Here is a 289-nt window from a genome sequence, read left to right as displayed (position 1 = left end):
CCAACCAGGTCGTCGCGCTGACCTCGGCCCAGCTGAGCAGCCTGGCTTCGGCCCAGGTTGCCGCGCTGAGCAGCAACGCCATCGGCGCCATCGAGACCGCCGACATCGTCGGCCTGACCACCGCGAATGTCGCCGCCTTGCGCAGCGCCCAGCTGGTGGGCTTGGCCACGGCGCAGGTTGCCGCGCTGTCGACCAACCAGATCGCCGCGCTGAGCACCGCCGCCGTATCCGGTTTGACCACCAACCAGATCGTCGCGCTGACCACCGCCCAGGCAAGCTCGCTGAGCAC

Annotated in this window: 1 protein-coding gene; it reads left to right on the top strand. The window is 69.9% G+C overall.

Going from position 1 to position 289, the window contains the following annotated elements:
• Positions 1-289 (top strand): hypothetical protein (locus tag KVP70_RS35915; protein WP_217946764.1); only part of this gene is annotated, 289 nt, incomplete at both ends.

It is taken from the genome of Duganella violaceipulchra (assembly GCF_019166075.1).
Classification (GTDB): domain Bacteria; phylum Pseudomonadota; class Gammaproteobacteria; order Burkholderiales; family Burkholderiaceae_D; genus Rugamonas; species Rugamonas violaceipulchra.
This window is presented reverse-complemented; position numbering and strand designations above follow the sequence as displayed.